Source organism: Pseudomonas sp. BF-R-26 (genome assembly GCF_019947395.1).
Taxonomy (GTDB): Bacteria; Pseudomonadota; Gammaproteobacteria; order Pseudomonadales; family Pseudomonadaceae; genus Aquipseudomonas; species Aquipseudomonas farris.
Genome location: NZ_JAGYGK010000001.1, coordinates 377,995 through 402,515 on the forward strand (window position 1 = coordinate 377,995; position 24,521 = coordinate 402,515).

The window sequence follows — 24,521 nt, forward strand, 5'->3', positions numbered from 1 at the left end:
AATCCGCCCTTATCCGGGACAGGCACCTCGTTTTGCAAGGAGCAAAGCCATCATGTCGTCTTCAGCATTGCCATCGCCCCTGCGTCTACGGGACCTTCTGCATCCGATTGTCGCCGGGCTGATTTCAGTCATCGTCAACTATGGCGGCACTTTCATCCTGGTCTTTCAGGCCGCCAAAGTGGCCGGGCTCAGCCCAGAGCTGACGGCGTCGTGGGTATGGTCGGTGTCGATTGGCGTGGGCATTACCGGGCTGTTTCTGAGTTGGGTGAGCCGTGAGCCGATCATTACCGCCTGGTCGACACCCGCGGCGGCTTTTCTGGTCGTCGCGCTGTCCACCACGCCTTACGCCGAGGCGGTGGGTGCGTACATTATTTCGGCCGCCGCCTTCGTGCTGCTGGGTTTGTCCGGTTGCTTCGAAAAACTCATCCGCCTGATTCCGTCGGGTGTGGCTGCGGGCCTGCTGGCCGGTATCTTGCTGCAGTTCGGAATCGGCGCGTTTGGCGGCATGAGTCTTGACCCGGTGTTGGTCGGGTTGCTGATTGCCGCCTACGTTGTGCTCAAGCGCTTTACCGCACGCTATGCGGTGGTGGGCATTCTGGTGCTGGGGCTGGCGTTTCTTCTGACGCAGGGCCGTGTAGAACTGTCGGGACTGGCGCTGCAATTCGCGGCACCGGTATTCACCCAGCCTGAGTTTTCGATCAATGCGCTGCTCAGTGTGGCACTGCCGCTGTTCCTGATCACGCTCACCGGCCAGTACATGCCGGGCATGCTGGTGCTGCGCAACGATGGCTTCAGTACCAGCGCTAATCCTATCCTGACTGTCACAGGGCTGGGCTCCTTGCTAATGGCGCCCTTCGGTTCTCACGCCTTCAATATCGCGGCCATCACGGCGGCCATCTGCACCGGCAAAGAAGCCTCGGAGGATCCGTCCAAGCGCTGGATCGCCGGGGTTGCTGCGGGACTGTTCTACATCCTCGTAGGGATTTTCGGGGTGACCCTCGCTGCAGTGTTCATGGCGTTACCGGCCACCTTCATTACGACGCTGGCCGGGCTGGCCCTGCTCGGCACTATCGGCGCGAGCCTGGCCAGCGCCATGGCTGACGTCAAAACCCGCGAAGCCTCGCTGATCACCTTTCTGGCGTCCGCCGCAAACATCACCTTGCTGGGGATTGGTGGGGCGTTCTGGGGATTGCTGATCGGTCTGGCGGCTTACGCCTTACTCAATGGCCGCTTACCGCGTCGCGAGACGATGGTCATTCCGGCTGCCGACGCTGTTGTGACGACCAAAGGAGCCACCCACTGATGTTTGATCAATTGGAAAAAACCGTCACCCTGCACGAGCGTCATGGCCGTTACCCACAGGCCACCAGCGTCGAGGACTTTCGCCGCAACCTGGCAGCCGTGCAGCAGCGGATCGCTAACGCCTGTCAGCGGGTTGGACGTGATCCGGCGAGTGTGCGCCTGCTGCCGGTCAGTAAAACCTTTGACGAAGCTTATCTGCGTCTGGCCTACGCTGCCGGCTGCCGGCTACTGGGTGAGAACAAAGTGCAGGAAGCGCAGCGCAAATCGCAGGCCATGGCCGATCTGGCCGACCTGCAATGGTCGGTTATCGGCCACCTGCAAACCAACAAGGCCAAGCAGGTGGCGCGTTTTGCCAGTGAGTTTCAGGCGCTGGACAGCCTGCGAGTGGCCGAGGCCCTGGATCGTCGCCTGCACATCGAGGGGCGCCAGCTGGATGTGTTCGTTCAGGTCAATACCTCCGGCGAAGCCAGCAAATATGGCTTGACGCCCGAAGCCGTCGCGGACTTTTTGAACGCCCTGCCGGCGTTCCCGGCCTTACGGGTGCGTGGGTTGATGACACTGGCGTTGTTTTCGGCCGACGTGGTCCGTGTCCGCGCTTGCTTTGTACGGCTGCGCGAACTGCGCGAGCGCTTGCGCCAGCGCGCCCCGGCGGGCGTCGGGCTGGAGGAACTGTCCATGGGCATGTCCGGTGATTTCGAAGTCGCCATTGAAGAGGGGGCCACCGTGGTGCGTGTCGGTCAGGCCATCTTCGGCGCACGTACCATGCCGGATGCCTACTACTGGCCGACCGCGGATGCCCGTCCGGGAAGTGATGAGTAGTCGCCGCTGACATTCCCCTTAACATCTTGATCCAGCTCTACAGGAAGCCAATCCGATGTACGACTCAACGCTGACCCTTAAAGCATTCGACGCCGAGCTGTGTGAGGCGATTCATAACGAAGAACATCGTCAGGAAGACCACGTCGAACTGATCGCTTCCGAAAATTACGCCAGCCCTCTGGTGATGAAAATCCAGAGCACCGTGCTCACCAATAAATACGCCGAAGGCTATCCAGGCAAGCGCTACTACAGCGGCTGCGAGTATGTCGATGTGGCCGAGCGTCTGGCCATCGAGCGGGTCAAGGCCCTGTTCAACTGTGACTACGCCAACGTGCAGCCGCATGCGGGTGCCCAGGCGAACGCCGCGGTATTCCTGGCATTGATCAATCCCGGCGATACGGTGATGGGCATGAACCTGGCCCAAGGTGGGCACCTGACCCACGGTAGTCCTTCAAACTTCTCGGGGCGTCATTACACGATCGTTCCTTATGGCCTTGACCCGCAGACGGGCTTTCTCGACTACGACGAGATGGAACGTATCGCCCTGGAAACCCGGCCGAAGATGCTGATCGGTGGTTTTTCTGCCTACTCCCGGTACAAAGACTGGGCGCGCATGCGGGCCATTGCCGACAAGGTCGGGGCCATTTTCTGGGTCGACATGGCCCACGTCGCAGGGTTGGTGGCCGCGGGAGAATACCCGGACCCATTGCCGCATGCCCATGTGGTCACCAGCACTACGCACAAGACCCTGCGGGGCCCACGGGGTGGCTTGATTTTGTCCAAGGGGCAAGATGAAGCATTCTACAAAAAGCTCGATTCTGCGGTATTCCCGGGTGTCCAGGGCGGCCCATTGATGCACCAGATCGCCGCCAAGGCCGTCGCTTTCAAGGAAGCACTGAAGCCAGAGTTCAAAACCTATCAGGCCCAGGTGGTGATCAACGCCCGGGCCATGGCGGCCGTGCTGCAAGAGCGGGGTTACAAGATCGTCTCCGGTGGCACCGATAACCACATGATGCTAATCGACCTGTCCGACAGGCCTTATACCGGCAAGGAAGCCGATGCGGCCCTGAGCAATGCCTATATCACCGCTAACAAGAACTCGGTGCCCAACGACCCGCGGTCACCGTTCGTGACCTCCGGGTTGCGCATCGGTACCCCAGCCATCACCACCCGTGGTTTCGGCGTGATCGAATGTGAACAATTGGCGGGCTGGTTGTGCGACGTACTGGACGCCCTGGAAAACGGCAACAGCGAGAAGGTGGGGCATCACGTACGTGAACAGGTGGTGGAGCTCTGCCGCCGTCATCCTGTCTATCGTTAACCCTGTTACTCCGGGCTATTACCCGGCTGATGTCATCATTTGGGCGAAAAACCAGACGCTTGGGACGACCGGGTGCACTCGATGCCCATCTCTCTAGCTGGATGCGGATGGCCGATATTGCAGTGCTTCGGCGACGTGGCTGCGACCGATAGCGTCTACTTGTTCCAGATCCGCCAGGGTACGGGCGACTTTCAGTAGGCGGTGAGCGGCACGAAGCGAAAGGGTTAGTCGCTCGCAGGCGCTTTCCAGCCAGCCTTCATCGGCTTTGGATAACGCGCAATGCTGGCGCAGCCCTGGCAGGTCGAGAAAGGCGTTGGCGCAGCCCTGACGCTGTTGCTGACGCTCCCGGGCTTGGGCGACCAGGGCAGAAGCGCTGGCCGTGTCGTCACCGGTTTTGATCGGGTTCAGCGCCGTGCTTTCCCGGGCCACGGTTAGATGCAGATCGATGCGGTCCAGCAAGGGCCCGGACAATTTGTTGCGATAGCGCTGAACCATGTCCGGCGTGCAGGAGCAACGGCCACTTGGCTCGCCAAGATATCCACAGGGACAGGGATTCATCGCGGCGACCAGCTGAAAGCGAGCCGGGAAGCGTACGCGGTCCTTGGCGCGGGAAATCACGATATGGCCGGATTCCAGTGGCTCTCTCAGTACTTCCAACACCTTGCGATCAAATTCCGGGAGTTCATCGAGGAACAGCACACCATGGTGGGCGAGTGTGATTTCGCCGGGTTGCGGTTTCGAGCCGCCGCCCACCAGCGCCGGGCCTGAAGCGGAGTGGTGTGGTTGTCGGAAGGGGCGTTGCGGCCAATGACTCAGTGGCACACAACTGGCGACGGATTGAATCGCCGCGACTTCCAATGCTTCGCTCTCGGACAATGGTGGTAACAGCCCCGGCAGACGACTCGCCAACAACGTTTTTCCCGTGCCGGGTGGACCACTAAACAGCAGGTTATGACCTCCCGCGGCAGCGATCAGCAATGCGCGTTTGGCTGCAAGCTGACCCTGCACTTCATTCAAGTCTGGATAAGGTTTGCTGGCGTAGAGCAAGCCATTGGAAGCGTAGGGTGCGATGGGCGTGTGGCCGTTGAAATGCGCGACCGCTTCCAGCAAATGATCCACCGCAATCACCTTCAACCCCGAAGCCAGGCAGGCCTCCTCGGCATTCGCTCGCGGCACCACCAGTGTGCGTCCGGCCTTGCGCGCCGCCAGCGCTGCGGGCAATACACCCCGAACCGCCCGCACCGCACCCGACAGTGCCAACTCCCCAAGACACTCCACATCATCCAGCGTCAATGTTGGCACTTGCACGCTGGCCGACAGAATCCCCAGTGCGATCGCCAGATCGAACCGTCCGCCGTCCTTCGGTAAATCGGCCGGGGCGAGATTCAAGGTGATACGCCGCGCCGGAAATTGCAGCCCCGAATTGATGATCGCGCTGCGCACCCGGTCCTTGCTTTCCTTCACGGCGGCTTCAGGCAAACCGACCATGGTCAGCGACGGCAAGCCATTGGCCAAATGCACTTCTACGGTAACGGCGGGCGCTTCCACGCCGACCTGGGCGCGGCTGTGGACGATGGAGAGGGACATGGTCGTTCCTTGAGCTGAAGAGCACCGCTTCCTGCGGTTTTTTGAAGGGTAGTTGGCGGAGGAAGTTCTGGTGGGGTGGTTTAGGTGACAAACTTTCACTGGATGTTGCAAGTACGAAGCAGGCCAATCGCGAGGCACAAAAAAACCGCCGCTCGGGCGGTTTCTTCGGGGAACCTAGTCAGGCTCGTGCACCTGCAAGCAAGCCATCAGGTTCAAGTTCTTTGCCATATGTTGCCGCCACTTTAAAAAAGCGATGTTGGCTGGCAGAAACGTTTCCGGCTAAACGGAGCGCCTCGGCATGATGCTCAGCGATCATTAACGGCTTCGCTTTTTGCTTTTTGCGTTTCATAGACACCTCGCGTGCCTGGATGAGTGTTCGAGTCAATCAGCTTAAGAGATGTGCTTACTTGTGAGGCAATGGGAATTGGAGGTTTTTTTTGTAGGAATCAGCTTGGTTTTGAAGACCTTCTGAAGGGCGCAGGTAGTCCTTTTCTTAGATTTTTGAAGGGAGGCCAAAAGTCAAAACAGCACGTTTGCATTTGTGAATTCAGGTTATACACTCAAGATTAATGCATAACGTTAAGCTTTAAATTATGATCGTTAGCTTTAAGTGTTCTGAGACCAAGTACCTGTTTCGCAGCGGAAGAACTCGTGTGTGGTCAGCCATTTTGAATGTCGCGGAACGAAAGCTGACGATGCTTGATGCCGCAGCTGTGCTAATAGATCTCCGATCACCGCCGGGCAATCGTCTGGAAGCGCTCGAGGGTAGTCGCAAAGGGCAGCACAGCATCCGTATCAACGCCCAATGGCGAATTTGCTTTATCTGGAGTCCTAACGGACCGGAGAATGTCGAAATCGTCGATTATCACTGAGGTGAGTAATGACTAAGAATGGTATGCGCCCGGTTCATCCCGGCGAGATCCTCAAAGAGGAATACCTGGAGCCTCTGAACCTTACAGCTGCTGCTTTGGCCAGGGCATTGAGCGTCTCGACTCCGACGGTGAACGACATCGTGCTTCAGCGTAGGGGCGTCAGTGCAGACATGGCGCTCAGGCTTTCCATCTGCCTGGATACGACCCCAGAATTTTGGCTGAACCTGCAATCGACATACGATTTGCGCAAAACCGAGATTGAACGGGGTGCCGTGATTCGAGATCAGGTTGAGCGTATTCCTCACTGCGCCTGATCTTTCGTATTAACTGAACCCCACGTCTAAAGCGTGGGGTTCTTTTTTGGAGATCAGAATGCTTGGAGCACCTTCGATACTCGCTTCCACCAAGGTTCGTTGACGGCGCTTCGTGGTCGATCCTGGTCAGGCAACATCTGCGGAACGTCTTGCAACCGAATCCACGGCTGGTTATTCCAGTGCAGCAAACTCAACGACATTTCCGGCCAGTTCAGCAGGCTCAGGATCGGGCGTTCGGTTGAGGTGGGTTGCTGGGCGTCTCTGAGCGCCGGCACCACGTCGTGGGTCAGCCATTCGCGCAGGCTTCGGTATTCGGGGCAGTAGTGGTAGACCAGTAATGCGTAGACACCGGATTCGCTGATGAGCAGGGTGTTTTCGACGGTGCCATGGATGAGCATCTGTAGGGTTTGGTGTTGGTCGGGGTCGAGTTTGCGGACGGCGCGTTCGTCGAGGAAGAGGCGCAGGAGTCGGCCGAGGTCTCGGGCGCTGAACCAGGGTTGGTTTCCGAGGAGGAGGGCGTGGAGGTGGAGTTTGTGGCGGGTGAATATGTGTGGTGTCAGATAGTTTTCGTCCATAGTGCAGTACCCAAATTCGCTTGATAGATGACTGCCTCTTATCGTCGCCAAACAATAAAGGTGGCAGCTGCGTGCGGGTTGGCGAACCGGCCAAGCGAATACCGGCAGACCCGAAGGTCTCCCACACACAGCCGCCATATAACGAATCGAGAGAAATACCCGATATCGAATGACGTTGCGTGCATAGCTTGGTTCCAGGTCGCCAAACCTAGTGCTGACATTCAGCATCAGGTGAGCTTAGGAGCCGGGGCTTTGCGACGCTATCGGACGGCGGTGCTGATCTTTGTAGGAAGTTGCCGGGATGTTTGCGGGGCTTAAGATCAAAAGATCGCAGCCTTCGGCAGCTCCTACAGGGGTGGTCGTTCCAGCGAGGGGCTGCTGGAACACCGTGGTGACTCTATCGCGAGCAGGCTCGCTCCCACATAGACCCCATTGTCAAAGGGGATCGGCGGGGTTACTCGGTCGGTGGATTGAGCTTCGCTTCCAGCTCAGTCACTTTCGCCTCTAGGCTCTCCAACCGTGCGCGGGTCCGTGCCAGTACGACCATCTGGCTATCGAACTCTTCCCGGCTCACCAGGTCCAGCTTGCTGAAGCCACTCTGCAACAAAGCTTTGAACTGGCTTTCGATTTCGCTTTTTGGCAGTGGGGTGTCGCCGCTGAAGAGGCGGGAGGCGGTGCCGCTCAGGGCGTCGAGGAAGTCTTTGGGCGCGAGCATGGGAAATGTCCTGTCAACAATGGCGGGCAGTGTATCACGCAGTGTCTATAGTCAATCTCGGCGACTGCGATGCACGCTTTTCGCGCATGTGAGTGGACGGCCGCGCACTGTTGTTGTGCGTAACTGTTGCGTCAATTGAGCGAAAGGGTCTGCGGCAGCGGCCAAGCACTTGAAATCAATGGGTTTTGGATAGATGGCAAGCTTTCTGCTTAGTCGCTGGTGACCCATGCACTGATGCAGTCGCTGTGACGAATGCAGTGCGCCAAGCGGAACGGGGGAAGTTTCGTGCGGAGTGGTTCGCTGGCGTCGGACGGGCAGGTAAGGCCGACGATGCGTTACAAAGCCAGGCACTGCGCTTAGACTTGAGTCGGGTTTGTTTTCCTGGGGCAAGTCCACCAATTCGGGAGAGAGTTTTCATGAAGCTAGTCACTGCCATCATCAAGCCGTTCAAACTGGACGACGTGCGCGAGTCGCTGTCCGAGATCGGCGTGCAGGGCATTACCGTTACTGAGGTCAAAGGCTTCGGTCGGCAGAAGGGTCACACCGAGCTGTATCGCGGCGCGGAGTACGTGGTCGATTTTCTGCCCAAGGTGAAGATCGATGTCGCCATTGACGACAAGGATCTGGACCGGGTTATCGAGGCGATAACCAAGGCCGCCAACACCGGCAAGATCGGTGACGGCAAGATCTTCGTGGTCAATCTGGAACAGGCGATTCGCATCCGTACCGGCGAAACCGATACCGACGCAATCTAAGCCGCCACAAACCCAACGCCCCAGGAGAAAACAATATGACTCTGCGTAAATTCGCAGGGCTAGGAGCCCTGTTGTCCCTCGTAATGCCCGGCCTGGCCATGGCGGCAGACGAAGTGGCGGCCCCAGTCCTCAATTCCGGCGATACCGCCTGGATGATGACCTCGACAGCCCTTGTGCTGTTCATGACCATTCCCGGTCTCGCGCTGTTCTACGGCGGCATGGTTCGCTCGAAAAACATTCTTTCCGTGATGATGCAGTGCTTCGCCATTACCGGTCTGATCAGCATTCTGTGGGTCATTTATGGCTACAGCATTGCGTTCGACACCACCGGCATGGAGCAGGGTGTCGTCAACTTCAACTCGTTCTTCGGTGGCATGGGCAAGGCGTTCCTCGCCGGTGTCACGCCTTCGAGCCTGACCGGCCCCGCGGCGCTGTTCCCCGAGGCGGTCTTCATTACCTTCCAGATGACTTTTGCCATCATCACCCCAGCGTTGATCGTCGGTGCTTTCGCCGAGCGGATGAAGTTTTCCGCCATGCTGATCTTCATGGGCATCTGGTTCACCCTGGTTTACGCACCGATTGCGCACATGGTCTGGTCCGGCAACGGCGGTCTGATGTGGGATTGGGGCGTACTCGACTTCGCCGGCGGCACCGTGGTGCACATCAACGCTGGTGTGGCAGGTCTGATTGCCTGCCTGGTGTTGGGCAAGCGTAAAGGTTTCCCGACCACCCCGATGGCTCCGCATAACCTCGGCTACACCCTGATGGGCGCCGCGATGCTGTGGGTCGGCTGGTTCGGCTTCAACGCCGGTTCTGCTGCCGCCGCTAACGGCACTGCCGGCATGGCGATGTTGGTCACCCAGATCGCCACTGCCGCTGCGGCGCTGGGCTGGATGTTTGCCGAGTGGATTACCCACGGCAAGCCAAGCGCACTGGGTATCGCTTCGGGTGTTGTGGCCGGTCTGGTTGCAATCACTCCGGCGGCCGGCACCGTGGGCCCGATGGGCGCTCTGGTGATCGGTCTGGCGGCGGGCGTGGTGTGCTTCTTCTGCGCAACCACCCTGAAACGCAAGCTCGGTTATGACGACTCCCTGGATGCCTTCGGCGTGCACGGTATCGGCGGTATCCTCGGCGCGATCCTGACTGGTGTGTTTGCTGCACCATCGCTGGGCGGTTTCGGCACCGTTACCGACATCGCTGCTCAAGTCTGGATTCAGTGCAAAGGCGTGGGCTTCACGGTGATCTACACCGCGATCGTCACGTTCATCATCCTTAAGGTCCTGGACGCCGTCATGGGGCTGCGTGTCACCGAGGAAGAAGAAGCTGTCGGCATCGATCTGGCGCTCCACAACGAACGCGGCTACAACTTGTAAGCACGCGCATAAAAAAATTGCCCGGCTTGCCGGGCATTTTTTTGTCTGGAATTTGTCAGTGGAGGAAGGGCTGAAAGGTTTTTTCTCACACGTTCAGTCGCGTTTACGACGGGCGTTTTTCTACGGCCAATGGCTTACACGATTGAAGGAATATTAGGGCCTTTGTTTTTTCACAGAGCGCGCTAGAATGCGCCCCGAACGTGCGGAGAACTGTATGTGGCAACAGACTCTGATTACCCTGCGGGCACGGCCCCGGGGCTTTCATCTGGTAACGGATGAATTACTCGCCGGCTTGCCTGAACTCAAGGCGTGTCGGGTCGGTCTGTTGCATTTGTGGCTACAGCATACCTCGGCGTCGTTGACCATCAACGAGAACGCCGATCCGGCGGTACGTCGCGACTTCGAACGATTTTTCAATCGTCTGATCCCACAAGGAACAGACGGCTATGAGCATAACGACGAAGGCCTGGACGACCTCCCGGCGCACTTCAAGGCCAGCGTACTTGGCTGTCAGCTCAGTTTGCCGATCTCGGCAGGCCGACTGGCGTTGGGGACCTGGCAAGGTGTTTATCTGGGCGAGCACCGTGATCATGGCGGTGCCCGTAAAGTCCTCGCCACCGTGCACGGTGAAGGGGCATGAAAACCGCTGGTTACCAGCGGTGGTTGATTTTTTTCCGGCAGCCGTCGACAGACGGCAAAGCTGGGCTATAACTAATCTGCTTTTCGCAAGTCATGAGGTAGAACATGAGCGACGATGATCTGGAAAACGACGACCTCGAAGTAGGCGACGAAGACGAAACCGAAGAAGGCCTTGAAGCGGCGGCAGAAGACGTCGCTGAAGATGACGGCGGCGATACGCCCGTTCCGACTGCCAAAGGCAAGGCCAAGGCTGCGGTATCGGTCGATGAGCTGCCGAGCGTCGAAGCCAAGAACAAGGAACGCGACGCCCTGGCCAAGGCCATGGAAGAGTTTCTGGCACGGGGCGGCAAGGTGCAGGAAGTGGAGGCCAATGTGGTCGCCGATCCTCCCAAGAAGCCTGATAACAAGTACGGCAGCCGGCCTATCTAAGCGCCTGCTTCTGCTTGCTGAAAAAGCCCGCCGTCGCTGCGGGCTTTTTCATGGGTGAGGATAAAAAATCAAAGTTTACGGTGACCCCTGTGGGAGCGGGCTTGCCCGCGATGAGGCCGTCACATTCAAAATTTATGTTGGATGAAACACCGCCATCGCGGGCAAGCCCGCTCCCACAGGTTATGTGTCAGGCGGAAGCCGAATTCCACCGCGCCAACAACCCCGGCAATTCGTTCAGGCTACGAATCTCGGCATCCGGCGCCTTCTCGGCTTCCCACACCTTGCCCGCCGGGTTAAACCAGATTGCCCGCAACCCCGCCTGTTGGGCGCCGGCAATGTCATCACCGGGATGGTCGCCGATATGCACTGCGGTTTCGGCCGTCGCGCCACCCCGTTGCAACGCTTCGTGAAACAGTCGCGCATCCGGCTTGGCGATGCCGATGTCTTCGGCGCACAGGGCAAACTTGAAGTAATCCGCCAGCCCCAATCGACGCACATCGGCATTGCCGTTGGTCACCACGCCAAGCGCATAGTGATTGGCCAGAATTTCCAGGGTCGGTTGCACCTCCGGGAAGATCTCCAACTGATGCCGCGCATGCAGAAACACTTCGAAACCCTGATCGGCCAGGTCGAATGCTTCGGTATGTCCGTAACCGGCTTCTTCCAGCGCATGGAACAACACCCGCCGACGCAGGGCGCTGATGCGGTGCTTGAGGCTCGGTTCGTTGCTCAGCACTCGCTCGCGAATCGACCACAGATGTTCCACCGGTACCGCGCCCAGGTTCGGTGCATGCTCGATCAGCCATTCACGCAGTATGGCTTCGGCGCTGACGATCACCGGGGCGGTGTCCCACAGGGTGTCGTCGAGGTCGAAGGTGATCAATTGGATGGTCATGAATCATCGCCTTTAATGCGTTTGGCCCGTGGATGGGCACTGTCGTAGACCGTCGCCAGGTGCTGGAAGTCCAGGTGGGTGTAAATCTGGGTGGTCTTGATGTCCGAGTGGCCGAGCAGTTCCTGCACCGCCCGCAAGTCCTGAGAGGACTCCAGCAAATGGCTGGCGAAGGAGTGTCGCAACATGTGCGGGTGCAGGTTCTGCCCCAGTTCGCGCTCGCCGGCGGCCTTGACCCGTACCTGAATCGCCCGAGGGCCGAGGCGCCGTCCTTGCTGGCTGACAAACACTGCGTCGTCCGCCGGGTTGGTCATGGCTCGTAGCGGCAGCCACAACTCCAGCGCTTCGCGAGCCTTTTTGCCCACTGGCAACAGTCGAGTCTTGCTGCCCTTGCCGAGCACCTGGACCATGCCGTCAGCCAGGTCCAGCTGATCAAGATTGAGCCCGGTCAGTTCCGAAAGCCGCAAGCCGGAGGAATAGAACAGTTCCAGAATCGCCTGATCCCGACGCGCGAGAAAATCATCCTCTACCGCGCCCTCAAGCAGTTGCAGCGCGCGGTCGGTGTCGAGGGTCTTCGGCAGGCGACGTTCGCCCTTGGGCGGTGCCAGGCCATTGGCCGGGTCGTGATCGCACAGACCTTCGCGGTTCAGATAGTGATAGAGCCCGCGCACTGCCGACAGCAGCCGCGCCAGGCTGCGGGATGACTGACCTTGGGAATGCAGGCGAGCGATCAGGCTGCGCAGGCGCTGGATATCCAGCGCGGCCCAGCTGTCGATGTTCTGTTTGACGCACCAGCCCAGCACTTTGTCGAGGTCGCGGCGGTAGGCGTACAGCGTGTGTGGCGACACCTGCCGCTCACTGCGCAGGTGTTCGCAGTAAGCGTCCAGTTGTCGTTCCATGGTCAGCGTACCGAGCGCAGGGAGCTGTTGACCCGTGGCAGCACGCGGCCCATGACTTCGGCGATGTAACTCAGGAACAGCGTGCCCACCGAGCTCTTGTAGTGCTGCGGATCGCGGCTGGCGATGGCCAGAACGCCGTGGATGCCCTGGTAGCTGATGGCGACGACGGCGGTGGAGCCGATCTGCTTGCGCTGTTCTTCGCCGAACAGGAAGTCCAGTTCATGCTCGCGCAGGCTGCCGCTGACGCTTTTGTCTTCCGAGAGCAAGCCGCCGATGGCCGTTTGTGCCTCGGCATGCGTCACCCAACGGCCCACCGGCATCGGGTTGTCGCCCAGCAGGATCAGGCTGACGAAGGGCACCTGGAAGTCTTGTCGCAGACTGTCTTCAACGCTGATCACCACATCTTCCAGGCTGGTGGCGTCCATCAGCGCGAGAATCAGGCGGCGGGTCTTGTCGAAGAGTCGATCGTTGTCGCGGGCCACGTCCATCAATTGCGAGAGGCGGTGACGCATCTCGATATTGCGGTCGCGCAGAATCGTCATCTGGCGTTCGACCAGCGAAATGGTGTCGCCGCGCTGGTGCGGAATGCGCAGGGCCGGGAGCAGTTCTTCGTGCTCGATGAAGAAATCCGGATGAGCCTCCAGGTACGCGGCAATCGCCGCCGCCTCAAGGCTTTCGGAAGGGGATTCGTCGGGCTGTAGGGCGGGAACCTGAGGCTTGTCGGTCATGGATTTCGCTCACTCAAAGACGCACTTGTCCTTCGTATACGCGCACTGCCGGGCCGGTCATCATGACCGGTTGGCCAGGGCCTGCCCATTCAATGGACAGACGCCCGCCGGGCAGGTCGATCAATAGCGGCGAATCCATCCACCCCTGGCTGATCGCGGCCACTGCGGCAGCACAGGCGCCGGTTCCGCATGCCTGGGTTTCCCCGGCCCCGCGCTCCCAGACGCGCAACTGCGCGCGGCTCCGGTCGATGACCTGGAGAAAACCGACATTGACCCGCGCCGGGAAGCGCGGGTGATGTTCGATTTTCGGCCCCAGTTCATGCACCGGTGCGTTGTTGATGTCGCTGACCCGCAATACGGCATGGGGGTTGCCCATGGACACTGCGGCCAGTTCGACCGTGGTGCCGTCGACGTCGACCTGATAGCTCAGGGCCTGGCTCGGGGCTTCGAACGGAATCTCGGCCGGTACCAGGCGCGGGGCGCCCATGTTGACGCTGATCTGGCCATCGTTGCGGATGTCCAGTTCGATGATGCCGCTTTTGGTCTCGACGCGAATCAGCCGCTTGGCGGTCAGGCGCTTGTCGAGTACGAAGCGGGCGAAACAGCGCGCACCGTTGCCGCACTGTTCAACTTCGGAGCCGTCGGCGTTGAAGATCCGGTAGCGGAAATCCACGTCCGGGTTGCTGGGCGCTTCGACGATCAGCAACTGATCGAAACCGATCCCCGTGTGCCGATCGCCCCATTGCTTGGCGTGTTTTGGCAGGATGTGCGCGTGCTGGCTGACCAGGTCGAGAACCATGAAGTCATTGCCCAGGCCATGCATCTTGGTAAAACGCAGCAGCATGGTTTTACTCCGGCAGCAGGCTTTCGCCAGCAAACAACTCGGCTACCGTCTCACGGCGACGCACTTCAAATGCCTGATCACCGTCCACCAACACTTCAGCGGCACGGCCGCGGGTGTTGTAGTTGGAACTCATGACAAACCCATAGGCTCCGGCGGAATGCACGGCCAGCAGGTCGCCTTCTTCCAGGGCCAGCTGACGATCCTTGGCCAGGAAGTCGCCGGTTTCGCAGATCGGGCCAACGATGTCGTAGGCGCGAGCGGCGCTGTTGCGCGGGCGCACGGCGGTGACGTCCATCCAGGCTTGATACAGCGCCGGGCGGATCAGGTCGTTCATGGCCGCGTCGACAATGGCGAAGTCTTTGTGTTCGGTGTGCTTGAGGTACTCGACCTGGGTCAGCAGCACGCCGGCGTTGGCGACGATGAAGCGGCCCGGCTCGAACACCAGCGCCAGGTCACGACCGTCGAGACGCTCGCGCACGGCTTTGATGTAGTCGGCAGCCAATGGCGGCTCTTCATCGCGATAACGCACACCCAAGCCACCACCGAGATCGATGTGGCGCAGGTAGATGCCGCAATCGCCGAGGCGGTCGACCAGGCCCAGCAGGCGGTCGAGGGCGTCGATGAATGGCGGCAGGGTGGTCAGTTGCGAACCGATGTGGCAATCGACGCCGACCACTTCCAGGTTAGGCAGTTGCGCGGCACGGATGTACACGTCTTCGGCGTCGGCGATGGCGATGCCGAACTTGTTTTCCTTGAGACCGGTGGAGATGTACGGGTGAGTGCCGGCATCGACGTCCGGGTTCACGCGCAACGAGATCGGCGCGCGAACGCCTAGCTCGGCGGCCACTACTTGCAGGCGTTCGAGCTCATCGGTGGACTCGACGTTGAAGCAGTGCACGCCGACTTCCAGCGCACGACGCATGTCGTCACGGGTCTTGCCGACACCGGAGAACACGATCTTGTCAGCAGTGCCGCCAGCGGCCAGTACGCGCTCCAGCTCGCCACGGGAAACGATGTCGAAACCGGCGCCCAAACGCGCCAGGACATTCAGTACACCCAGGTTGGAGTTGGCCTTGACCGCAAAGCAGACCAGGTGCGGCATGCCGGCCAGCGCATCGGCGTAAGCCAGGTACTGGGCTTCGATGTGGGCACGGGAGTAGACGTAGGTCGGTGTACCAAAGCGTTCGGCGATGGCGGACAGTGCAACACCTTCCGCGAACAGCTCACCGTCACGGTAGTTAAAAGCGTCCATAGCGTTCCCTTAGTAGACGTCGTGCTTGTGTGCCTTGGAGGCAGGCTGCTGTTGCGAGGACTTGGCCTGCTCGGCAGGATCCTGGTTCTCATCAGGCAGGTACAGCGGGCCTTTTTGACCACAGGCCGACACAAGACAGGCAACCGCGACGAGCGCAGCAAGGGAAGAGATCAGGCGCTTCATGGCGAAATCCTTGAAAATGCGTTAATTGCGCCGGAGTATACCGGCCACCCGGCAGCTTGCCTATGCGACGCGCCTCCCGTCCGGCGGGGCTTGGCACGATGTCGGTCAGCCAAGCGCAATCCCTGTGGGAGCGAGCCTGCTCGCGAAGGCGTAGTGTCAGTCAACATTGATGTTGAATATGATGGCCTCTTCGCGAGCAGGCTCGCTCCCACAGGTTTCGTGATAGCCATGGGTCGTTATTCTTTGCAATCACCGGGGCTCGCCCGTATCTTGCGGCGCTTGAGCGTGAGTAGACACTTTTTGAGGTTCCCGCAATGAGTTTGACCGAAGCCCGTTTCCACGACCTGGTCGATGCAACCCAGCAGTCGCTGGAGGATATTTTCGACGAGAGTGGCCTGGATATCGATCTGGAGAGCTCGGCCGGTGTGCTCACCGTCAAGTTCGAAAACGGCAGCCAATTGATCTTCAGTCGTCAGGAACCGCTGCGTCAGCTGTGGCTGGCGGCCGTATCGGGTGGCTTCCACTTTGATTACGACGCAGAAACCGAGCGCTGGATGTGTGACAAAAGTGAAGAGCAGCTTGGTGAGATGCTTGAGCGCATCGTCAAGCAGCAAGCCGACGTCGAACTCGATTTCGAAGGTCTGTGAGATCGTGACCCAGCCTGCGCCCGTTCGTCCGCTCAAACCGCTTTACAGCAATGTCAGCCCGGCGGTGCCTTCGCCGTGCAGCGGTGTGTGTCGGCTGGATGAGCAGAAGGTCTGCCTGGGATGTTTTCGCCATGTCGAAGATATTCGCGAATGGCGTTCGGCGGATGATGAGCGGCGGCGGGTGATTTGTGCGCAGGCGTCGAATCGTAAGGCCACCGCCAGTTCACTGTAGGAGCTGCCGCAGGCTGCGATCTTTTGGCTGCGCTGAAGATTGCTGTAGAGCAAGATCAAAAGATCGCAGCCTGCGGCAGCTCCTACAGGGGCGGAAAACCGTCCGCCGCTCCTGACTTGTATATTTATTGAGCTGTGATAGTGTCCAGAGACGCCTCAACCCATCGAGGCTCGTGAAAACCCCGCCTTTTTCTGGCGGGGTTTTGCTTTTTTCGTGCAGAAGAAAGGAGTCTGCCCTGATCATGACCGCACCTTCCATCACCCTTACCCGTCTGGACGTACAACGTCTGGAGCGCCTGATCGACAGCCTGGATGACACGCTGCCGGGCGTTATCGCGCTGCAAACCGAACTGGATCGCGCCGATACTCTGGTCGGTCACGATGAAGTGCCCGCCGATGTCGTGACCATGAATTCCCGTGTGCATTGCCGCGAAGAGAGCAGCGGCAAGGACTATCACCTGACTTTGGTTTACCCCAAGGATGCCAACGCCGACGAAGGCCGGATTTCCATTCTGGCGCCGGTGGGCAGTGCTTTGCTGGGCTTGAAAGTCGGTCAGCACATCGACTGGCCGGCACCAGGCGGCAAGACCCTCAAACTGACCCTGCTGGAAGTTGAATCGCAGCCTGCTCATGGCGGCGACTTCCCGGAATAACATCCTTTCAGACCTGCTCGAGCGCCTCGTTCAGTGCGCGTTCCAGGTCGGCCTTGTAGCGTAGATACAGCTGGCTTGAAGCCTGACCATCACCGAGCAGGCCCGACAGGTCCAGGTCGGTGATGTAGCAGCGATAGCGTTCGGTCTCGCGGCGCTGCTCGACGATTTCCCCGGCGACCACACTGAACAGTTGGTCGCCATATTCCAGCTCCGAAAATTCCCGCTGATTGCAATACAACGTGACCTGCACCTGCCCTGGTGCGGCCTTGCCGACGATCGCCTGCACGTCATAGAACGGTTTGTTGACCGGGGTTTGCGGCGCCGGTCGGGCTTCGACCCGACGCGCCCGCGCGGTACCTGAAGGCAACAACTGGTAATACAAAGTATCCAGGCTCAGTGGTTGGGCTGCGTCCATCGGCAGCAAGGCATCGCGCCGGTACTGGATCGATTGCAGGAAGCGTTGCAGCGGCACCAGCAGGCTTTGTTCGTCGTGATAAGGCAAGCGCTGCTGCCACAGGGCATTGAATTCATCCAGTACATACAAATCGGCCTGGTGTTCGTTGATCCGGTAGAACACCTGAACGCAGTCGGGTTGCCCCATGGGCAGGATCAGCGCCAGGTCGTGGTCTTCCAGTGCCATCGGGTCCAGATGAAACGGGCTGTAGCTCGCCAGTTCTTCGCCGAGGTAGTCGAGCAGCGCTGGCAGAGTGGCGAGGGCGACGTGATTGACCTGGCCCGGCACCAGCTCCAGCACGTGGTAGTGCTGCTGGACCTGAATCAGGTAACGATGATTGAGTTTGCTCAGCAGCAGGTTCTGCGCGGTGTCGAGGATTTCTTCGACCCGCCGGGCAATGAATTGCGCGCGGTTGTGGCAGAAGCACCGCACCCGCAGCTTGGGCTGTTGTGGCCCGTCCGGCAGATTGTTGAGGTAATCACGCAGGCAGTCGAGCAGGGCGTGGGGGCCGTCAAAACGGCTGACCAGCACCTCGTTCCAGCTATTGAGTGTGACCTGATCCAGGGTCAGCACCAGGTTTTCCCGCACGCCGGCGTAGCTCAGGGAATCGGTGCGCTCGGTGGTCATCAGAATATTCAGGTCGCGATGGTGCTTGAGCGGATCGATGCCGACGTTCACCAGAATCAGTACTTCGCTCGGCACACTGGCGCGCAGCAAAGGCTCTTCGGCGACAGTGGTCAGGGGCAGGGCGATGCTTTGTTGCAGGCTGCCAAGCAGGTTGAACAGTTCGAACTCGCTCAAGTCGCTGGTGCCGGGGTGCAAGGCCAGGCGGGTGCTGCTGTCGATCACGCCGTTGCGGTGGCACCAGGTGAGCAGTTCCAGCAGCTGGCGGCTGCGCTTGATCGGCGCGAAATGCTCCCACTCGTGTGCGGCCAGGCTGCCGTTGTACAGACCCCATTGGGTTTGTCCCGGTTCTTTCTTGTTGGGTGCCTGCACCAGCGTCAGGGTGTCTTCGGCCAGATCGGGGGCGATGCCCGGGTTGATGAATTCGACCTTGTCGGCCTTGCGCTCGAAGGCCGCGTACAGCCGCCGGCCCAGCACATTGAGGTCGCGCTTGTTGATCAGGCTGACGGTCTGCTCGTTGCGGGCAAACTGCGTGAGGAAGCGGTAGCTGTAATTCAGCTCGCCGACCAAGGCTCGGCGTTCGGCGCTGACCTGGCGGACTTTCCACTGGCTGCGGCTGTCGAGCAATGCGAGCTGACGCTGATCCCAATGCCATTCGTTGGTCAGGCGTTCGAGCAATGAACGCTGCCAGCTCTGGTTGCGACCGCTGCTACCGGTGAGTTTGCGGTTGACCTTCAGGTACAGCGCGCGGCGTACCAGCTCCAGGCGTTCCGGTTCGCCCCGGGCTGTGAGGTACTCCTCGATGCGCCGGTAAACCACGACGTATGGATCCAGTTCGTCGAGGTCCAGTCGATTGGCAAACACCGCCTGCTTGAAGCGCAGGCTCAGGCAGTGGACCTTGGGGTGTTCGCTGGCGTAGACCTCAGTCAGCAGCAGTTTGAGCACTGATTTGTACGGTGACTCGATGCCTTTGAACAACTGCCAGAGCCCGGCACCGATGAATTCCCCGGGCGGGATATACGCCAGATGCCCCAGGTCCAGGGTTTCGTCCGCACGGATGAAACGCTTGGATAACAGCGTGTGGGTATACCGGTCGTACGCCGCCTCTTCATAAACCGGTACCAGCCACCAGATGGGTGTACGGCCGGCCAGCCAGATCGCGGTGCGGTAGAACTCGTCCAGCAGCAGATAGTGCTGGGTGGTGCCGCAGTCTTCTGAACTCAGTTGGGTATCGCGCTCGCCGAGCACGAAGCGAGCAGGGTCGATCAGAAAGAAATGCGCCTCGGCACCCTGGCTGGCGGCCCATATCTCAAGCAACTGGCATTTCTTGCGCAGCTCTGTGAGCTCGCTTTCGCTCAAGTCCGGCCCGTGACAGACCCATACGTCCATGTCGCTCTGATCGGCTTGGGCCAAGGTGCCGAGGCTACCCATCAGGAACAGGCCGTGAATCGGTCGCGGCGGATTGCTGCCGTGGCGCGGCTTGTAGGAAAACGAGCGAGTCAGGCGCTGGGCTTCGGCGAGGGCGTTGGCGTTTGGTTCGAAATTCGACAGCCCGGCCGGGGTGCTACCCGAAACGTAACCCGGCAATAGCGGATGATTAACGTGGAAAAACAGCGGCAGCAGGGTCAGAACCGTTTGCTGGCGGGTCGACAACCCTTCCATGGCACGGGCCATGCGACCCTCGTTGAGCTTCAGAAAACGGGCGCGCAGCTGGCTGAGAACCTTTCGGTCAATTCCCTCGTCCAGATCGGGGCGGATTTCATGGGTACGGGTCATGTCAGCTCAATCCGGCTCGCGGGGCTCGGACGTGGAGGGCTCGGGATGAGGGGCAGTTTAGCGCCTCGGCCCCGGGACTTTTAAGCTGATTTTGTATTTCTGGTGCCAGGTTCCTATCGCAGGGCGACAGCGGGCACCAAAGTGTGCCCGCGGAAATCCCGTGACAGAGGTTTCCGTGGGCGATGCGGTGAGGCTCAGGCTGTTTCGCGCACGGACAGAATGGTTAGAACGGTTTGCACATTTTGTGCAGCGTCACGCCCCAGGCTGGTCAGATAACCGCCATCGGGCTGGGTGATCAATTCTTTGTCGAACAGTCTTTGGGCAGCGGCAATGGCTTTCGGGGCAGCGGTCTGATGAATTTTCAAACCTTCCTGGGAACTGTCCAGGTTGAAGAGGGCGAGGATTTCCAGTTCGGCAACCAACTCAGGGGTAAGCGACATAAGGACTCCAGACTTTCTAGGAATTGGACGATAGCGCTCCTAAGGTGATCCCACTCGCGCAGCATGTCCAGTGCTCGTAACAGGGTTTTTTCGCCTCGGGGTGGTTTCCAGTTTAGTCAGCGTCTGGGGCAAGGCGGTACTGATTGGTGACAATCTATGTAGAGGCGGGCTTGTGTGGCGAGGGGGCTTGCCCCCGTTCGGCTGCGAAGCAGTCGCAAAGCTTTTGGGGCCGCTTCGCGACCCAACGGGGGCAAGCCCCCTCGCCACAGTCCCGCGCCCGAAACAGGGCTGGCTTATTTCTTTTCCGGCGGCAACTCTGGCAGAGCGCGCAGCGCAGTTTCGTACCATTCGGTGTTGAACGCGCGGTCTTCTTCGAGGATTGCGTCGATTTCCACCGCCAGCACGTGAGCCATCAGGTTGAGGATTTCTTCACGCTCGTAACCCACCAGGGTCAGCTTGTTGAAGGTCGCCTTGGCTGCTGGCGGGTTATCGCTTTCGATCTGGTTCTCGATCGCTTCGATCAGCGTCGTTTCAGTGAACTCTTCTTCATCGTTGTCGATATCGTTTGGCTCGCTCATGGCAGGCTCCTCAAGGAAAGGCAGCCAGTTTACCTGCATTCAGCGCTGTGATGCTGCTGGCAAGAAGTGCCCCGGCGTTCTATAACTGGCGCTGCCAACCCCCTGCACGGCCTGGAGGCTAAGTAATGCTCAAGCTTTATGGATTTTGCGTCAGCAACTACTACAACATGGTCAAGCTGGCGTTGCTGGAGAAGGGACTGCCATTTGAAGAAGTGCCGTTTTACCCAGGCACTACTCCCGAGTCGCTAGCCATCAGCCCACGTGGAAAGGTTCCGGTGCTGGGTGTCGAACAAGGTTTCATCAACGAAACCAGCGTGATTCTCGAGTACCTCGAACAGAGCCAGAAAGGCACGCCGCTGCTGCCGAGCGATCCTTACGAGCGAGCGCAGGCCCTGGCTTTGGCCAAGGAAATCGAGCTGTACATCGAACTGCCCGGACGCGCCTGTTATGCCGCGGCGTTTTTCGGCATGACGGTACCGGACGCTATCCAGGAAAAGACCAAGGCTGAGTTGCTGCTGGGGTTTGCCTCGCTGGGCAGGCACGGCAAGTTCGCCCCTTATGTGGCGGGTGACAGCCTGAGCGTGGCCGATCTGTATTTCCTCTACAGCGTGCCGTTGGCGCGTGCCGTGGCGCAGAAGCTGTTTGATATTGATCTGTTGGCCGAGATGCCGGCGGCCAGGGCGCTGCTGGAGCGTCTGGAGCAGAATCCGCATGTGCAGCAGATCGCAAAGGACAAGGACGCGGCGATGCCGGCGTTTCTGGAGATGATCGCGTCCAAAAAGTAGACGTGTAACGATCTTGAGAATGCCTTCGCGGGCAAGCCCCGCTCCTACAGGGGACTGTGTTTGTCCCTGTAGGAGCGAGCGGTGCGGCGATCCGACTTGCCCGCGAAGCTTTTAACGGCTGGCGAGCAGTGCCTGACCGAGAGCAACAGCCTTCTTCACCTGCGCCGGCGCAGTCCCGCCGATGTGGTCACGGGCATTCACCGAGCCTTCCAGGGTCAGCACGGCAAATACGTCCTGTTCGATCTGATCGCTGAACTTGCGCAGTTCTTCCAGGCTCATTTCCGCCAGGTCCTTGCCGCTTTCCACGCCGTACTTCACGGCATGGCCAACGATTTCGTGGCAGTCACGGAACGGCAGGCCACGGCGCACCAGATAGTCAGCCAGGTCGGTGGCGGTGGAGAAACCGCGCAGAGCCGCTTCGCGCATCATCGCGTGCTTGGGCTTGATCGCCGGGATCATATCGGCAAAGGCCCGCAGCGAATCGCGCAGGGTGTCGGCGGCGTCGAACAGCGGCTCCTTGTCTTCCTGGTTGTCCTTGTTGTAGGCCAGTGGCTGGCCTTTCATCAGGGTCAGCAGGCCCATCAGCGCGCCGAATACCCGGCCAGTCTTGCCGCGAACCAGCTCCGGCACGTCCGGGTTTTTCTTTTGCGGCATGATCGAGCTGCCGGTGCAGAAACGATCCGGCAGATCGATGAACTGGAACTGCGCGCTGGTCCACAACACCAGTTCTTCGGAGAAACGCGACAAGTGCATCATCGCGATGCTCGCGGCCGAGCAGAACTCGATGGCGAAGTCGCGATCGGACACGTTGTCCAGGGAGTTACCGCCGACCGCGTCGAAGCTCAGCAGTTGAGCGGTGTATTCGCGGTCGATCGGGTAAGTGGTGCCGGCCAGCGCGGCGCTGCCCAGCGGCATGCGGTTGGTGCGCTTGCGGCAGTCGACCAGACGCTCGTAGTCGCGGCTGAGCATTTCGAACCAGGCCAGCATGTGGTGCCCGAAGGTCACCGGCTGCGCGGTTTGCAGGTGAGTGAAGCCCGGCATGATGCTGGCGGCTTCGCGCTCGGCCTGCTCCAGCAAGCCTTGTTGCAGGCGGGTGATTTCGCTGAGGATCAGGTCGATCTCGTCACGCAGCCACAGGCGGATGTCGGTGGCGACCTGGTCGTTACGGCTGCGGCCGGTGTGCAGCTTTTTACCGGTGACGCCGATGCGGTCGGTCAGACGCGCCTCGATGTTCATGTGCACATCTTCAAGGTCGATGCGCCAGTCGAACTGGCCGGCCTCGATTTCACCCTGGATGGTGTTCAGGCCATCGATGATGCTGTCGCGCTCGGCATCGGTCAGCACGCCGACCTTGGCCAGCATGCTGGCGTGGGCGATCGAGCCCATGATGTCGTGGCGATACAGGCGCTGGTCGAAGGTGACGGAGGCGGTGAAGCGGGCGACGAAGGCGTCGACGGGTTCACTGAAGCGGCCGCCCCAGGACTGATTGGTCTTGTCAGTGCTCATGAATTCGCTCGTATCGGCTTGAAGAAAGATGGCGTGAAACGCTGACGCGGATAATAACAGGGTTGCCAATCCTGTCGCTGACACTGGTCGACAGGTTTTTTTCTCATCGTGCGACCCCTGCTCGAAGCAAACGATACGGAAATTGCGCAACGATATTTTTCAATTGAGCAATATCGTCCCGGCAACCGTCTACAGTTGGACAGAGGATCAGCGCACTTCTCGATGCTGCAGCTGACTATAGAGAGAAGAGGGGTGTTCATATTGTGTATCAGCAAACCCTACGGCGATGCCTCGCCAGTGCGGGCCTGGGCCGCCAGTCACGCGGCAGATAAAAATTTAGCCGCCGGTCTCGCGGCACTTTTTGGCCCTCGCGCTAGTCTTAGCGTGGATCGCGGTGACGGACGTCACTTCACCTGTCTACGCTATCCTTGTGCGAGACTCACGCAGGAATCCAGCGCAATATGAATGTCCTGATCGTTGATGACGAACCCCTGGCCCGCGAGCGCCTGAGCCGAATGGTCGGCGAACTCGAGGGATACAATGTCCTGGAGCCCAGCGCCACGAACGGCGAAGAGGCGTTGGCACTGATCGACAGTCACAAACCGGATATCGTGCTACTCGATATTCGCATGCCGGGCCTCGATGGCCTGCAAGTGGCTGCACGATTGTGCGAACGCGAAACCCCGCCCGCCGTGGTGTTTTGCACCGGGCCCGATGAATTTGCCGTGGAAGCCCTACAGGCTAGCGCCGTGGGTTATCTGGTGAAGCCAGTGCGCACAGAACAGTTACACGAAGCATTAAAGAAAGCCGAGCGACCCAATCGCGTCCAACTCGCGGCCTTGACTCGCCCGGCGGCCGAAACCGGTAGCGGCCCGCGCAGCCACATCAGCGCCCGCACCCGTAAAGGCATCGAGCTGATTCCGTTGGGTCAGGTGGTCTACTTCATTGCCGACCACAAGTACGTCACCTTGCGTCATGAAGGCGGTGAAGTGCTGCTCGACGAACCACTCAAGGCCCTCGAAGACGAATTTGGCGACCGTTTCGTGCGGATCCACCGCAACGCACTGGTGGCTCGCGAACGCATCGAACGGCTGCAACGCACGCCCCTGGGGCATTTCCAGCTGTTTCTCAAAGGCCTGAACGGCGATGCCCTGATCGTCAGTCGACGCCATGTGGCCGGCGTGCGCAAAATGATGCAACAGCTTTAATCCGTCATTCAGGGCGGATTTCTATCCTGTTACCGGACATTGAGGGCCAGGGAGGCCACGCAGTTTCTGATACAAGTCAAAGTGGATTTGGCTGAGCTGTTATTATCTGCCGTATCTATT

28 protein-coding genes are annotated in these 24,521 nt (G+C 59.6%); 14 read left to right on the forward strand and 14 right to left on the reverse strand.

Annotated elements, in window-relative coordinates:
• The first annotated feature begins 52 nt into the window (after positions 1-52).
• From KGB18_RS01755 to glyA, 3 genes are read left to right on the forward strand one after another with little or no spacing between them, the layout of a single operon-like run.
• Positions 53-1,303, forward strand: a complete 1,251-nt coding sequence (locus KGB18_RS01755) for a benzoate/H(+) symporter BenE family transporter (protein ID WP_201061272.1) — start codon at positions 53-55, stop codon at positions 1,301-1,303.
• Positions 1,303-2,121: a YggS family pyridoxal phosphate-dependent enzyme gene (locus KGB18_RS01760; RefSeq protein ID WP_223569308.1), complete on the forward strand. Its 819-nt coding sequence runs from the start codon at positions 1,303-1,305 to the stop codon at positions 2,119-2,121. The genes KGB18_RS01755 and KGB18_RS01760 overlap by 1 nt, the downstream gene beginning before the upstream one ends.
• A 55-nt stretch (positions 2,122-2,176) precedes the next feature.
• Entirely contained in the window at positions 2,177-3,442 is a 1,266-nt protein-coding gene (gene glyA, locus KGB18_RS01765) for a serine hydroxymethyltransferase (RefSeq protein ID WP_223569309.1), read from the forward strand.
• Positions 3,443-3,535: 93 nt separating this feature from the next.
• Here glyA and KGB18_RS01770 read toward each other — a convergent pair whose 3' ends face one another.
• Positions 3,536-5,029, reverse strand: a complete 1,494-nt coding sequence (locus KGB18_RS01770) for a YifB family Mg chelatase-like AAA ATPase (protein ID WP_123720243.1) — start codon at positions 5,027-5,029, stop codon at positions 3,536-3,538.
• 178 nt (positions 5,030-5,207) lie between these two features.
• Positions 5,208-5,378 carry a hypothetical protein gene (locus KGB18_RS01775; protein ID WP_187326404.1) on the reverse strand — a complete coding sequence of 57 codons (171 nt, stop codon included), beginning with the start codon at positions 5,376-5,378 and terminating at the stop codon, positions 5,208-5,210.
• A 244-nt stretch (positions 5,379-5,622) separates the two neighbouring features.
• Here KGB18_RS01775 and KGB18_RS01780 point away from each other — a divergent pair, with 244 nt between their 5' ends.
• Complete coding sequence (locus tag KGB18_RS01780; RefSeq protein WP_123720244.1) at positions 5,623-5,901, forward strand: type II toxin-antitoxin system RelE/ParE family toxin; 279 nt, start codon at positions 5,623-5,625, stop codon at positions 5,899-5,901.
• Positions 5,902-5,909: 8 nt separating this feature from the next.
• Positions 5,910-6,215: a HigA family addiction module antitoxin gene (locus tag KGB18_RS01785; protein WP_223569310.1), complete on the forward strand. Its 306-nt coding sequence runs from the start codon at positions 5,910-5,912 to the stop codon at positions 6,213-6,215.
• A 53-nt stretch (positions 6,216-6,268) separates the two neighbouring features.
• Here the strand turns inward: KGB18_RS01785 and KGB18_RS01790 are convergent, their stop codons facing one another.
• Positions 6,269-6,790, reverse strand: a complete 522-nt coding sequence (locus tag KGB18_RS01790; protein ID WP_223569311.1) for a Bro-N domain-containing protein — start codon at positions 6,788-6,790, stop codon at positions 6,269-6,271.
• Between the two features lie 454 nt (positions 6,791-7,244).
• Positions 7,245-7,505 (reverse strand): accessory factor UbiK family protein, encoded by a 261-nt coding sequence (locus KGB18_RS01795; protein WP_123720247.1) that lies wholly within the window; start codon positions 7,503-7,505, stop codon positions 7,245-7,247.
• A gap of 416 nt (positions 7,506-7,921) precedes the next feature.
• Between KGB18_RS01795 and glnK the strand changes: the two genes are divergently transcribed.
• From glnK to sutA, 4 genes are all read left to right on the forward strand, one after another.
• On the forward strand, positions 7,922-8,260 hold the full coding sequence (glnK, locus tag KGB18_RS01800) for a P-II family nitrogen regulator (protein ID WP_002555808.1): 339 nt from the start codon (positions 7,922-7,924) through the stop codon (positions 8,258-8,260).
• Between the two features lie 35 nt (positions 8,261-8,295).
• Positions 8,296-9,633, forward strand: coding sequence for an ammonium transporter (locus KGB18_RS01805; RefSeq protein ID WP_123720248.1), 1,338 nt, complete (start codon positions 8,296-8,298; stop codon positions 9,631-9,633).
• 214 nt (positions 9,634-9,847) lie between these two features.
• Complete coding sequence (locus tag KGB18_RS01810; protein WP_007989493.1) at positions 9,848-10,273, forward strand: secondary thiamine-phosphate synthase enzyme YjbQ; 426 nt, start codon at positions 9,848-9,850, stop codon at positions 10,271-10,273.
• Between the two features lie 104 nt (positions 10,274-10,377).
• On the forward strand, positions 10,378-10,701 hold the full coding sequence (gene sutA, locus KGB18_RS01815) for a transcriptional regulator SutA (protein ID WP_030129119.1): 324 nt from the start codon (positions 10,378-10,380) through the stop codon (positions 10,699-10,701).
• Positions 10,702-10,888: 187 nt separating this feature from the next.
• Here the strand turns inward: sutA and KGB18_RS01820 are convergent, their stop codons facing one another.
• From KGB18_RS01820 to lptM, 6 genes are read right to left on the reverse strand one after another with little or no spacing between them, the layout of a single operon-like run.
• The gene (locus KGB18_RS01820; protein ID WP_223569312.1) at positions 10,889-11,596 is read right to left on the reverse strand and encodes an HAD family hydrolase; all 708 of its coding nucleotides are present in this window, start codon (positions 11,594-11,596) and stop codon (positions 10,889-10,891) included.
• The gene (gene xerC / locus KGB18_RS01825; protein WP_007942372.1) at positions 11,593-12,492 is read right to left on the reverse strand and encodes a tyrosine recombinase XerC; all 900 of its coding nucleotides are present in this window, start codon (positions 12,490-12,492) and stop codon (positions 11,593-11,595) included. Before xerC ends, KGB18_RS01820 begins: the two co-directional genes overlap by 4 nt.
• Positions 12,493-12,494: 2 nt before the next feature.
• Complete coding sequence (locus KGB18_RS01830; protein WP_223569313.1) at positions 12,495-13,220, reverse strand: DUF484 family protein; 726 nt, start codon at positions 13,218-13,220, stop codon at positions 12,495-12,497.
• A 13-nt stretch (positions 13,221-13,233) separates the two neighbouring features.
• Positions 13,234-14,064: a diaminopimelate epimerase gene (gene dapF / locus KGB18_RS01835; RefSeq protein WP_038980780.1), complete on the reverse strand. Its 831-nt coding sequence runs from the start codon at positions 14,062-14,064 to the stop codon at positions 13,234-13,236.
• 4 nt (positions 14,065-14,068) lie between these two features.
• On the reverse strand, positions 14,069-15,316 hold the full coding sequence (gene lysA, locus KGB18_RS01840) for a diaminopimelate decarboxylase (RefSeq protein ID WP_038980781.1): 1,248 nt from the start codon (positions 15,314-15,316) through the stop codon (positions 14,069-14,071).
• Positions 15,317-15,325: 9 nt separating this feature from the next.
• The gene (gene lptM / locus KGB18_RS01845) at positions 15,326-15,499 is read right to left on the reverse strand and encodes an LPS translocon maturation chaperone LptM (protein ID WP_123720251.1); all 174 of its coding nucleotides are present in this window, start codon (positions 15,497-15,499) and stop codon (positions 15,326-15,328) included.
• Between the two features lie 314 nt (positions 15,500-15,813).
• Here lptM and cyaY point away from each other — a divergent pair, with 314 nt between their 5' ends.
• From cyaY to rnk, 3 genes are all read left to right on the forward strand, one after another.
• On the forward strand, positions 15,814-16,146 hold the full coding sequence (gene cyaY, locus KGB18_RS01850; RefSeq protein WP_123720252.1) for an iron donor protein CyaY: 333 nt from the start codon (positions 15,814-15,816) through the stop codon (positions 16,144-16,146).
• Between the two features lie 4 nt (positions 16,147-16,150).
• Entirely contained in the window at positions 16,151-16,378 is a 228-nt protein-coding gene (locus KGB18_RS01855; RefSeq protein WP_123720253.1) for a DUF1289 domain-containing protein, read from the forward strand.
• Between the two features lie 241 nt (positions 16,379-16,619).
• A complete protein-coding gene (gene rnk, locus KGB18_RS01860; protein ID WP_034147684.1) occupies positions 16,620-17,030 on the forward strand; it encodes a nucleoside diphosphate kinase regulator in 411 nt (136 codons plus the stop codon).
• A gap of 7 nt (positions 17,031-17,037) precedes the next feature.
• Here the strand turns inward: rnk and KGB18_RS01865 are convergent, their stop codons facing one another.
• From KGB18_RS01865 to KGB18_RS01875, 3 genes are all read right to left on the reverse strand, one after another.
• A complete protein-coding gene (locus KGB18_RS01865) occupies positions 17,038-19,884 on the reverse strand; it encodes a class I adenylate cyclase (RefSeq protein WP_223569314.1) in 2,847 nt (948 codons plus the stop codon).
• A gap of 194 nt (positions 19,885-20,078) precedes the next feature.
• Complete coding sequence (locus KGB18_RS01870) at positions 20,079-20,324, reverse strand: TIGR02647 family protein (protein ID WP_007894898.1); 246 nt, start codon at positions 20,322-20,324, stop codon at positions 20,079-20,081.
• 293 nt (positions 20,325-20,617) lie between these two features.
• Positions 20,618-20,902 (reverse strand): hypothetical protein, encoded by a 285-nt coding sequence (locus KGB18_RS01875; RefSeq protein ID WP_038980785.1) that lies wholly within the window; start codon positions 20,900-20,902, stop codon positions 20,618-20,620.
• A 125-nt stretch (positions 20,903-21,027) separates the two neighbouring features.
• Here KGB18_RS01875 and KGB18_RS01880 point away from each other — a divergent pair, with 125 nt between their 5' ends.
• Positions 21,028-21,687 carry a glutathione S-transferase family protein gene (locus KGB18_RS01880; RefSeq protein WP_123720257.1) on the forward strand — a complete coding sequence of 220 codons (660 nt, stop codon included), beginning with the start codon at positions 21,028-21,030 and terminating at the stop codon, positions 21,685-21,687.
• A 111-nt stretch (positions 21,688-21,798) separates the two neighbouring features.
• Here KGB18_RS01880 and argH read toward each other — a convergent pair whose 3' ends face one another.
• Positions 21,799-23,193, reverse strand: coding sequence for an argininosuccinate lyase (gene argH, locus KGB18_RS01885; protein ID WP_223569315.1), 1,395 nt, complete (start codon positions 23,191-23,193; stop codon positions 21,799-21,801).
• A 461-nt stretch (positions 23,194-23,654) separates the two neighbouring features.
• On the opposite strand from argH, the gene KGB18_RS01890 reads away from it, so the two are divergent.
• Entirely contained in the window at positions 23,655-24,401 is a 747-nt protein-coding gene (locus KGB18_RS01890; RefSeq protein ID WP_007899317.1) for a LytR/AlgR family response regulator transcription factor, read from the forward strand.
• Positions 24,402-24,521 lie beyond the last annotated feature (120 nt).

Bases quoted from the DNA above. Each gene is read 5' to 3' on its own strand.
- KGB18_RS01755 (WP_201061272.1), top strand. From the start codon at position 53: ATGTCGTCTTCAGCATTGCCATCGCCCCTGCGTCTACGGGACCTTCTG.
- KGB18_RS01760 (WP_223569308.1), top strand. From the start codon at position 1,303: ATGTTTGATCAATTGGAAAAAACCGTCACCCTGCACGAGCGTCATGGC.
- glyA (WP_223569309.1), top strand. From the start codon at position 2,177: ATGTACGACTCAACGCTGACCCTTAAAGCATTCGACGCCGAGCTGTGT.
- KGB18_RS01770 (WP_123720243.1), bottom strand. From the start codon at position 5,029: ATGTCCCTCTCCATCGTCCACAGCCGCGCCCAGGTCGGCGTGGAAGCG.
- KGB18_RS01775 (WP_187326404.1), bottom strand. From the start codon at position 5,378: ATGAAACGCAAAAAGCAAAAAGCGAAGCCGTTAATGATCGCTGAGCAT.
- KGB18_RS01780 (WP_123720244.1), top strand. From the start codon at position 5,623: ATGATCGTTAGCTTTAAGTGTTCTGAGACCAAGTACCTGTTTCGCAGC.
- KGB18_RS01785 (WP_223569310.1), top strand. From the start codon at position 5,910: ATGACTAAGAATGGTATGCGCCCGGTTCATCCCGGCGAGATCCTCAAA.
- KGB18_RS01790 (WP_223569311.1), bottom strand. From the start codon at position 6,790: ATGGACGAAAACTATCTGACACCACACATATTCACCCGCCACAAACTC.
- KGB18_RS01795 (WP_123720247.1), bottom strand. From the start codon at position 7,505: ATGCTCGCGCCCAAAGACTTCCTCGACGCCCTGAGCGGCACCGCCTCC.
- glnK (WP_002555808.1), top strand. From the start codon at position 7,922: ATGAAGCTAGTCACTGCCATCATCAAGCCGTTCAAACTGGACGACGTG.
- KGB18_RS01805 (WP_123720248.1), top strand. From the start codon at position 8,296: ATGACTCTGCGTAAATTCGCAGGGCTAGGAGCCCTGTTGTCCCTCGTA.
- KGB18_RS01810 (WP_007989493.1), top strand. From the start codon at position 9,848: ATGTGGCAACAGACTCTGATTACCCTGCGGGCACGGCCCCGGGGCTTT.
- sutA (WP_030129119.1), top strand. From the start codon at position 10,378: ATGAGCGACGATGATCTGGAAAACGACGACCTCGAAGTAGGCGACGAA.
- KGB18_RS01820 (WP_223569312.1), bottom strand. From the start codon at position 11,596: ATGACCATCCAATTGATCACCTTCGACCTCGACGACACCCTGTGGGAC.
- xerC (WP_007942372.1), bottom strand. From the start codon at position 12,492: ATGGAACGACAACTGGACGCTTACTGCGAACACCTGCGCAGTGAGCGG.
- KGB18_RS01830 (WP_223569313.1), bottom strand. From the start codon at position 13,220: ATGACCGACAAGCCTCAGGTTCCCGCCCTACAGCCCGACGAATCCCCT.
- dapF (WP_038980780.1), bottom strand. From the start codon at position 14,064: ATGCTGCTGCGTTTTACCAAGATGCATGGCCTGGGCAATGACTTCATG.
- lysA (WP_038980781.1), bottom strand. From the start codon at position 15,316: ATGGACGCTTTTAACTACCGTGACGGTGAGCTGTTCGCGGAAGGTGTT.
- lptM (WP_123720251.1), bottom strand. From the start codon at position 15,499: ATGAAGCGCCTGATCTCTTCCCTTGCTGCGCTCGTCGCGGTTGCCTGT.
- cyaY (WP_123720252.1), top strand. From the start codon at position 15,814: ATGAGTTTGACCGAAGCCCGTTTCCACGACCTGGTCGATGCAACCCAG.
- rnk (WP_034147684.1), top strand. From the start codon at position 16,620: ATGACCGCACCTTCCATCACCCTTACCCGTCTGGACGTACAACGTCTG.
- KGB18_RS01865 (WP_223569314.1), bottom strand. From the start codon at position 19,884: ATGACCCGTACCCATGAAATCCGCCCCGATCTGGACGAGGGAATTGAC.
- KGB18_RS01870 (WP_007894898.1), bottom strand. From the start codon at position 20,324: ATGTCGCTTACCCCTGAGTTGGTTGCCGAACTGGAAATCCTCGCCCTC.
- KGB18_RS01875 (WP_038980785.1), bottom strand. From the start codon at position 20,902: ATGAGCGAGCCAAACGATATCGACAACGATGAAGAAGAGTTCACTGAA.
- KGB18_RS01880 (WP_123720257.1), top strand. From the start codon at position 21,028: ATGCTCAAGCTTTATGGATTTTGCGTCAGCAACTACTACAACATGGTC.
- argH (WP_223569315.1), bottom strand. From the start codon at position 23,193: ATGAGCACTGACAAGACCAATCAGTCCTGGGGCGGCCGCTTCAGTGAA.
- KGB18_RS01890 (WP_007899317.1), top strand. From the start codon at position 23,655: ATGAATGTCCTGATCGTTGATGACGAACCCCTGGCCCGCGAGCGCCTG.